Genomic DNA, 8,253 nt, shown 5'->3' on the forward strand with positions numbered 1-8,253 from the left:
CCCTGGGGGAGTGTGTTGGGGTGTGGGTGGGGGGTGTGTGCTTCGGGGGGGCGGCGGGGGGCGCGCCACACCAAACACTTCTGGCGCCCCGGGGGCCCCCCCCCCCCCCCCGCCGAGAAATGAAGGGCCAAATTTTGCCCGTCATGCCTCCGGTTCAGGCCTCCTCGCGCCAACCCTCGTGCTCGGCGGCCAGGGCGTCGAGGGCGCTCAGCACGGCGGGGGTCCAGCCGGTGTCGGGTGCTTCGACGACGACGAGCCACTGGGCGTCCTCGGCGTCGTCCTCGCCCGCGAGCGAGTCGCGCACGATCTCCAGCTCGCCGAGGTCGGGTTGGGTGGCGCCGAGGTCCTCGGCCGCCTCTTCGGCGGCGTCACGGTCGGGCAGGACGAGCAGCTGCCGGGCGTGCGGGTCGGCGACGTCCGGGAGGTCGGTGGTGTGGTTGTCGGTCACCCGGCCATTCTCCAGGCCGCCCGGTTCGGCCGTTCGGGTGGGCGGCTGGTCGGGCCGTCGGTCGGGCCGGAGTGTCCGCGGCGCGTGGGATGCTGGTAGGCGATGGCCAGGAAGAGTGCACCCGACGACCTGCTCGCCCCGCTGACCCTCGCGGTCGGCCAGGAGGAGTTGCTGCTGGACCGCGCGGTCGCCCAGGTGGTGGCGGCGGCGAAGGCGGCGGATCCGGACACGGACGTGCGGGACCTGCCGCCCGGCGGGCTGCAGCCGGGCAGTCTGGCGGAACTGACCACGCCGTCGCTGTTCGCCGAGCGCAAGGTCATCGTCGTGCGCGCCGCCCAGGACCTCTCCGCCGACTCGGTGAAGGAGGTCAAGGCGTACATCGAGGCACCGGCCGAAGAAGTGATCATGGTGCTGGTGCACGCGGGCGGCGCCAAGGGCAAGGGCCTGCTGGACGCCGGGCGCAAGGCGGGCGGCCGCGAGGTGGCCTGCGCCAAGCTGACCAAGGCGAACGAGCGGTTGGCCTTCGTCAAGGGCGAGTTCCGGGCGCTGGGCCGCTCGGCGACGCCGGAGGCCTGTCAGGCGCTGCTGGACGCGCTCGGCAGCGACCTGCGCGAGCTGGCGGCCGCGTGCCACCAGCTGACTTCGGACGTCGAGGGCACGATCGACGAGACGGTGGTGGCCCGCTACTACAGCGGCCGGGCCGAGGCGACCGGCTTCGAGGTGGCCGACCTGGCGGTGACCGGCCGCGCGGCGGAGGCGCTGGAGCGGCTGCGGTGGGCACTGGCCGTCGGCCAGCCGCCGACCGGCATCACCTACGCGCTGGCCTCCGGCGTGCGCAGTATCGGGCGGCTGGCGACCACCGGGCGGAACATGCGTCCGGCCGACCTGGCCCGCGAGTTGGGCATGCCGCCGTGGAAGGTGGACCGGGTCCGCCAGCAGATGCGGGGTTGGACGGGCGACGGGGTGGCCACTGCGCTGACCGCGATCGCCCAGGCCGACGCCGCCGTCAAGGGTGGCTCGGACGACCCGGCCTTCGCCCTGGAGCGCGCGGTGGTCGCCGTCGCCCGGGCCGCACGGGCCGGCTCCCGCCCCGCCTACTGACGCGGCGGCCTCGGCGGGTCTCGGCGTGGCCCGGCGCCATCCGGCACGAACCGGCACGAACCGGCACTGACCGGAGGGGCTCGGCGCGGACCGTGGCGTCCCGCGCCGGGGCCTACTTCCGCATGGCCCGGATGGCGTCCTGTCCGTCGGACTGCAGGGCGCTGCGCAGGTCGTCCTTGGACGGCGGCTTGGCCTTCCCGTCCGTGTAGCTGGCGCTGTAGTTGATGTAGTAGGTCATCCCGCCGTCGCGGATGTCCAGCTCGGCGTAGATGCTGTGGTACTTGTCCGAGCTGTCGTCCTTGTACAGGAAGTACGCTTCCTCGCCGATCCCGGAGACGTCGGTGACCTGGTACCCGCGGGCCCGGTAGAGCTCCTTGTTGGCCTGCAGCTCGGGCGCCGGGTTGACCGCCTTGTGCAGGTCGGCGCGCAGGTAGACCGAGGCGTACTCGCTGTCGCTGTTGCCGCCGGTCCGCTTGAGGCTCATCGAGCAGTTCATGCTGTCCAGGGCCGGGTTCCGGTCGGTGTGGTGGGTCGGTGCGGAGGTGTCCGAGACGGAGTACGTCTGGAGCAGCTTGGTGGGCTTGCCGGTGGTGCAGAAGTCGTCGGAGAGGTGGTAGCTGCCGAGGCTGCGCGGCGAGGAGGCGCTGCTGACGATGCCGGGGACGGTCATCACGGCGGCGGTCCAGCCGGCCGAGGCGAGCACGGCGCCGACGAAGGCCCAGACGGCGTTGCGTCGCAGGTTCCCCCCGGAACCCGGTGCGCGGCCCCCCGGCACCGCCGTCATCCCGGGAGCGGTCGTCGTCCCCGGGGCCGCGGGCATGCCCGGGGCTGCGGGCAATCCGGGGGGCGGCCCGAAGCCCGGCGCGCCCGACGGAGGCTGCGCCCCCGGTACGGGCTGCGCGCCCGTGCCCTGCGGCTGCTGCTGCGGGAATCCGTACCCCGGCCCGTTCGGTGCCGGCGGTGGTGGCGTCGTCATGAAGTTCTCCCCCCAAACCCGGCGCCGGGGTGCTCCCCCGCACCTCGATCGCACCTGACCGACCATAGCGGCCGGACCGGGGAACGCGACAGGCGCCGCAGTGGTCTCCGGGGAGGAGGCCGACTACGGCGCCTGCCGTACTGCTTCGTGCACCGCACCCGCGTGGCGAACGCAGGCCGCGTGCGGTGCGAGTCTCGCTCGTCTCGGGTGTCCGGGTAGAGGGCCGGACCGTCCCGAGGCGGTCGGGGGTTCAGACCCCCGAGGGGCGTCAGGCCTGGGCGGCCGTGTTGACGCGCTTGGTGATGGCCGACTTCTTGTTGGCGGCCTGGTTGGCGTGGATGACGCCCTTGCTCACGGCCTTGTCCAGCGCCTTGGAGGCGGCGCGGGCCAGCACGACGGCCTTCTCGGTCTCGCCGGCGGCAGCGGCCTCACGGGCCTTGCGCAGAGCGGTCTTCAGCGAGGACTTGACGGCCTTGTTGCGCAGGCGCGCCTTCTCGTTGGTCTTGTTGCGCTTGATCTGGGACTTGATGTTCGCCACGAAAGAGCCTCAGTCTTGTCTAAAGATGCTGAACGGGATCACACCGGGCGGCCGTCGGACCAGCTGAGAGGGCATGCCGAGGCCAGGTGCAGCTGACCACGCTACCAGGGCCCGCCGCACGCCCCAAACCGGGCTCCCGTCCGCGGACCGTCGCGCGAGACGCCCCGGCGCCGCCCTGCGGACCGCGTCCGGACTGCCCAGGGATCGGCCCCCGGAAACGCCCCCGGCCCGCCCCCGGAAGCGGCCCGGAAGCGTCCCCGGACCGCCCCGGCTGGCCCCCGGCCGGCCCCCCAGACCGCCCCCGCGCGCTACGCCCGGACAGCCTCGGCCGGCGCTACGCGTCGAGCAGCGGCTCGCCGTAGTGCTCGACCTCGGGGAACGGCCGGTAGTAGTGGTGCAGGAGCGCGCGCCAGCGCTGGTACTCGGGGGAGGTGCGGAAGCCCTCGGTGTGGTCGGCGAGGGTGTCCCACTCGACCTGGAGGAGGAAGCGCGAGTCGCGTCCCTCGTCGAGGCAGCGCCGGAGCCGCAGGGAGCGGAAGCCGCGCTGGACGGTGATCAGCGGGCGGGCCTCGGCGAAGGCGGCGAGGAACTCGTCCTCCCGGCCGGGCAGGACGTCGAGCAGGGCGCTTTCGAGGATCACGGGGGGCCATCCTGCCGCCCGGTGAGGGGTGCGGGAAGGGCCGGACGGTGCCCGAACGGCAGCAGGGCCCGTGCTCGTGGGAGGATGGGAGGAACTATTTCGATCGGACGAGACTGTCCGGTCCCCGGGAACCGGTCAGTGATGACCCGGACGCCCCCGGCCCCGGACCAACGGAGAATCGGACCAAGGTGCCCGCGACCCCCAGCAATGTGCCAGAGCCCAGCCGTACCGACCCGGCGCTGATTCGCAACTTCTGCATCATCGCCCACATCGACCACGGCAAGTCGACGCTCGCAGACCGGATGCTGCAGATCACCGGCGTCGTCGACCCCCGGCAGATGCGTGCCCAGTACCTCGACCGCATGGACATCGAGCGTGAGCGCGGCATCACCATCAAGTCGCAGGCGGTCCGCCTCCCGTGGGCGCCGAAGACCGGCTCGAACGCCGGGACGACGCACATCCTCAACATGATCGACACCCCGGGCCACGTGGACTTCACGTACGAGGTGTCCCGCTCCCTCGCCGCGTGCGAGGGCACCATCCTGGTGGTCGACGCGGCCCAGGGCATCGAGGCGCAGACCCTCGCCAACCTGTACCTGGCGCTGGAGAACGACCTCACGATCGTCCCGGTGCTGAACAAGATCGACCTGCCGGCCGCGCAGCCGGAGAAGTACGCCGCCGAGATCGCGCACATCATCGGCTGTGACCCGGGTGACGTGCTCCAGGTCAGCGCGAAGACCGGCCTCGGCGTCGAGGACCTGCTGGACCACATCGTCGACACCATCCCGGCCCCGGTCGGCGTCAAGGACGCCCCGGCCCGCGCGATGATCTTCGACTCGGTGTACGACTCCTACCGCGGCGTGGTCACCTACGTCCGTGTCGTGGACGGCCAGCTGACCAAGCGCGAGCGCATCGCGATGATGTCGACCGGCGCCACCCACGAGCTGCTGGAGATCGGTGTCATCTCGCCCGAGCCGAAGGTCGCCGACGGCCTCGGCGTCGGCGAGGTGGGCTACATCATCACCGGTGTGAAGGACGTCCGGCAGTCCAAGGTCGGTGACACGATCACCTCGATGCACAAGGGTGCGACCGAGCCGCTCGGCGGCTACAAGGACCCGCGCCCGATGGTGTTCTCCGGCCTCTACCCGCTGGACGGCTCGGACTACCCGCTGCTGCGCGACGCCCTGGACAAGCTGCGGCTCAACGACGCGGCCCTGGTGTACGAGCCGGAGACCTCGGTCGCGCTCGGCTTCGGCTACCGCTGCGGCTTCCTCGGCCTGCTGCACCTGGAGATCATCCGGGAGCGCCTGGAGCGCGAGTTCAACCTCGACCTGATCTCCACCGCCCCCAACGTGGTCTACCGGGTGATCATGGAGGACGGCACCGAGCACACCGTCACCAACCCGAGCGAGTTCCCCGTCGGCAAGATCGCCGAGGTGTACGAGCCGGTCGTGCGCGGCACCATCCTCGCGCCCAACGAGTTCGTCGGCGCGATCATGGAGCTCTGCCAGTCCCGCCGCGGCAGCCTGCAGGGCATGGACTACCTCTCCGAGGACCGGGTCGAGCTGCGCTACACCCTCCCGCTCGCGGAGATCGTCTTCGACTTCTTCGACCAGCTGAAGTCCAAGACCCGCGGTTACGCCTCGCTCGACTACGAGCCCATCGGCGAGCAGACCGCCGACCTGGTCAAGGTCGACATCCTGCTGCACGGTGACGCGGTGGACGCCTTCTCGGCGATCGTCCACAAGGACAAGGCCTACGGCTACGGCGTGATGATGGCGGGCAAGCTGCAGAAGCTGATCCCCCGCCAGCAGTTCGAGGTGCCGATCCAGGCGGCCATCGGCTCCCGGGTGATCGCCCGTGAGACGGTCCGCGCGATCCGCAAGGATGTCCTCGCCAAGTGCTACGGCGGTGACATCTCGCGCAAGCGCAAGCTGCTGGAGAAGCAGAAGGAAGGCAAGAAGCGGATGAAGATGGTCGGCCGCGTGGAGGTCCCGCAGGAGGCCTTCATCGCCGCGCTGTCCACCGACGCCGAGGCGCCGAAGGAAAAGAAGTAACCGAGGCGAGCCGAAGGGCCCGGGCGTCACGCCCGGGCCCTTTCGCGTTCCCGCGGGGCGCTCCGGCGGCGGGGGCGCCGCAGCGGAACGCGGCGCGGGTCGCCGCGGCGGTCACTTCAGGGCGCTGAAGACGGCCGAGACGATCCCGGCCTTGGCCAGCCGGCCCATGGTGCCGGTGAACACGGTGGGCTTCATCGAGTCGTCGGCGTGGACCAGCTGGAGCAGCCCGTCCCGTCGGCCGAGGCTCAGGCACTGCACGACGTACCGGAACGAGAACGGCTTCCCGGTGCGTCCGTCGAGCAGCTTGCCGACGTACTGGCCCTGCGGCAGGGCGGTGGCGCAGCCCATCCGCAGGGTGCCGACGCCGGGGACGGTGACGGCGGCGGCGTCGCCGACCACGTGGACGTCCGGGTGCGAGACCGAGCGCAGGTGGTCGTCCACCAGGGCCCGGCCGCGTTCGTCCACGGCCAGCCCGGCTTCGGCGGCGAGCGGGTGCGGCTCCATCGAGGCGGCCCAGACGGTGAGGTCGGAGTCGACCGGGCCGGCGGTGGTGCGCAGTCCGTCCGGGGTGACCTCGGTGACGGTGGCGTTCTCGTGGACGTGGACGCCGAGCCGGTCGAGGACGCGCCGGACGTGGGTGCGGCCCTTGGGTGAGTAGATGCCGCCGACCGGGCCGGCCGCGACGATCCGCACCGTCCAGTCGGGGTGGGCTTCGGCGAGTTCGGTGGCCAGCTCGATGCCGGTGGCGCCGCCGCCGACGACGGCGAGCGTGCCGGGCTGGTCGGCTTCGCGGATCCGGTGCCGGACCTCGGCGGCGCGTTCGGCGGGGAGGGCGTGCTCGGCGGCGCCGGGGACGCCGTGCCAGGCGGTGCGGCTGCCGAGGGCGTAGACCAGGGTGTCGTAGGCGAGGCTGGTGCCGTCGTCGAGCCGGACCCGGTGGCCGGCGAGGTCGAGTTCGACGGCGCGGGCCCGGTGGTGCCGGATCGTGCGGCCGCGGGTCAGTTCGCCGATGGCCGGCCAGTCGCGGCCGCGGCCGGCCGCCGCCTCGTGCTGGCGGATGCGGTGCAGGAGCCGCTCCTCGGGGGCGACCAGGGTGACGTCGTGGTGCCGTCCGGCGCCCTTGGCCGCGGTGAGCCCGGCGTACCCGGCGCCCAGGACGACGATCCGCTTTCCGGTGGTGGTGGTGGTGCTGGTCATCTCGTCCGCCTCCGTTCGGTGCGCCCCCGTGGGGCGCTGTTCGGGAAGGGGACGACGCGGCCGGTCGGGATGTGACCGTGACCCGCGTCACAGCACCGCGGAGGGTCCGGGCAGGGGCCTCCGGGGCCTCCGGTGCCTCCGGTGCCTCCGGGGTCTCCCGGGGTCTTCGGAGGTATCCGGGGGGCCGGAGGGTCGTCGGGGAGTCGTCAGGGGGCCGTGACGGGGCTGATCCGGCCGAGCTTCTCGGGGTTGACGACGACGTACGCCTCGGTGATCCGTCCGTCGGTCACGGTGAAGGCGAGCACGCCGCCGACGGTGCCGCCGGCCCGGTCGTACCAGACGAGGCCGGGTTCGCCGTTGACCAGGGCGTGGCCGATCGCCGTGTCGGGGGTGAACCACTTGGCGACCAGGCCGGCCACCATGCGGGACACCCGGTCGGCGCCGTGGATGGGGCGGACGCCGGCGCGGACGATGCCGCCGCCGTCGGAGTGCCAGACCACGTCCGGGTCGAGGACCTCCATCAGGGCGAGGATGTCGCCGCGGCTGCTGGCGGCGGCGAAGGCTTCGACCGCCTGGCGGTGCTCGGCGGTGCCGGTGCCGCCGCCGCGCCGGCTGCCGTCCTTGACCCGGCGGCGGGCCCGGGAGGCGAGCTGGCGGGCGGCGTCGGCGGATCGGTCCAGCGAGGCGCCGATCTCCTCGAAGCCGACCGCGAAGACGTCGTGCAGCACGAAGGCGGCCCGCTCGGCCGGGGAGAGCTGTTCCAGGACGGCGAGCAGGGCGAGCGAGACGGACTCGCCGCGTTCGGCGAGGTCGGCGGGGGTGTCGGGGCCGTCCGCGTAGGAGACGGCCGGTTCGGGCAGCCACTCGCCGTAGTAGGCCTCCCGGCGGGCCCGGGCGGAGCCCAGCTGGTCGTAGCAGAGCCGGGTGACGACGGTGGTCAGGAAGGCGCGGGGGTCGGCGACGGTGGAGCGCTCGGCGGCCTGCCAGCGGAGCCAGGCGTCCTGCAGGACGTCCTCGGCGTCGGTGAAGGAGCCGAGCAGGCGGTAGGCGACCGAGCCCAGGTAACGGCGGTTGGCCTCGAAGGCGTCCGGTGCGGCCGGGGGCTGGTCGTCGATCACGGGCCCAAGGTAGCTCCCGCCGGGCCCGGTTGCGAAGACCGGGGCGGGCGGGGCGGGGCCGGGCCCGGACGCGCGAAGGGCCGGGGCGGAAGGTTCCCCCCCCGCCCCCCGGGCCGCCCCGCGTCAGGGCCCCCCCGCCCCCGCCGCCGCGCACTGGGCCGGGTAGAGCCGGGGGGAG

The 8,253-nt window shown here is 73.0% G+C and carries 8 protein-coding genes; 2 read left to right on the plus strand and 6 right to left on the minus strand.

The features are described from left to right. Nucleotides 1-154 precede the first annotated feature (154 nt). On the minus strand, nucleotides 155-448 hold the full coding sequence (locus ACFV0O_RS30810; RefSeq protein WP_360248665.1) for a hypothetical protein: 294 nt from the start codon (nucleotides 446-448) through the stop codon (nucleotides 155-157). Between the two features lie 102 nt (nucleotides 449-550). Between ACFV0O_RS30810 and holA the strand changes: the two genes are divergently transcribed. Beyond that, complete coding sequence (gene holA, locus ACFV0O_RS30815) at nucleotides 551-1,549, plus strand: DNA polymerase III subunit delta (RefSeq protein WP_360248668.1); 999 nt, start codon at nucleotides 551-553, stop codon at nucleotides 1,547-1,549. A 112-nt stretch (nucleotides 1,550-1,661) separates the two neighbouring features. Here the strand turns inward: holA and ACFV0O_RS30820 are convergent, their stop codons facing one another. From ACFV0O_RS30820 to ACFV0O_RS30830, 3 genes are all read right to left on the minus strand, one after another. Continuing rightward, complete coding sequence (locus tag ACFV0O_RS30820) at nucleotides 1,662-2,333, minus strand: hypothetical protein (RefSeq protein WP_360248671.1); 672 nt, start codon at nucleotides 2,331-2,333, stop codon at nucleotides 1,662-1,664. A gap of 460 nt (nucleotides 2,334-2,793) precedes the next feature. Beyond that, on the minus strand, nucleotides 2,794-3,063 hold the full coding sequence (gene rpsT / locus ACFV0O_RS30825) for a 30S ribosomal protein S20 (RefSeq protein WP_329931122.1): 270 nt from the start codon (nucleotides 3,061-3,063) through the stop codon (nucleotides 2,794-2,796). A 334-nt stretch (nucleotides 3,064-3,397) separates the two neighbouring features. Then, complete coding sequence (locus ACFV0O_RS30830; protein WP_360248674.1) at nucleotides 3,398-3,703, minus strand: antibiotic biosynthesis monooxygenase; 306 nt, start codon at nucleotides 3,701-3,703, stop codon at nucleotides 3,398-3,400. A 188-nt stretch (nucleotides 3,704-3,891) separates the two neighbouring features. Between ACFV0O_RS30830 and lepA the strand changes: the two genes are divergently transcribed. Then, complete coding sequence (lepA, locus tag ACFV0O_RS30835) at nucleotides 3,892-5,760, plus strand: translation elongation factor 4 (protein ID WP_380346986.1); 1,869 nt, start codon at nucleotides 3,892-3,894, stop codon at nucleotides 5,758-5,760. Nucleotides 5,761-5,871: 111 nt separating this feature from the next. Here lepA and ACFV0O_RS30840 read toward each other — a convergent pair whose 3' ends face one another. Both ACFV0O_RS30840 and sigJ read right to left on the minus strand, forming a co-directional pair. Then, nucleotides 5,872-6,957 (minus strand): NAD(P)/FAD-dependent oxidoreductase, encoded by a 1,086-nt coding sequence (locus ACFV0O_RS30840; protein WP_380346988.1) that lies wholly within the window; start codon nucleotides 6,955-6,957, stop codon nucleotides 5,872-5,874. 206 nt (nucleotides 6,958-7,163) lie between these two features. Continuing rightward, the gene (sigJ, locus tag ACFV0O_RS30845; protein ID WP_380346990.1) at nucleotides 7,164-8,075 is read right to left on the minus strand and encodes an RNA polymerase sigma factor SigJ; all 912 of its coding nucleotides are present in this window, start codon (nucleotides 8,073-8,075) and stop codon (nucleotides 7,164-7,166) included. Nucleotides 8,076-8,253 lie beyond the last annotated feature (178 nt).

This window comes from Kitasatospora sp. NPDC059577 (genome assembly GCF_042735475.1).
Lineage (GTDB): Bacteria > Actinomycetota > Actinomycetes > Streptomycetales > Streptomycetaceae > Kitasatospora.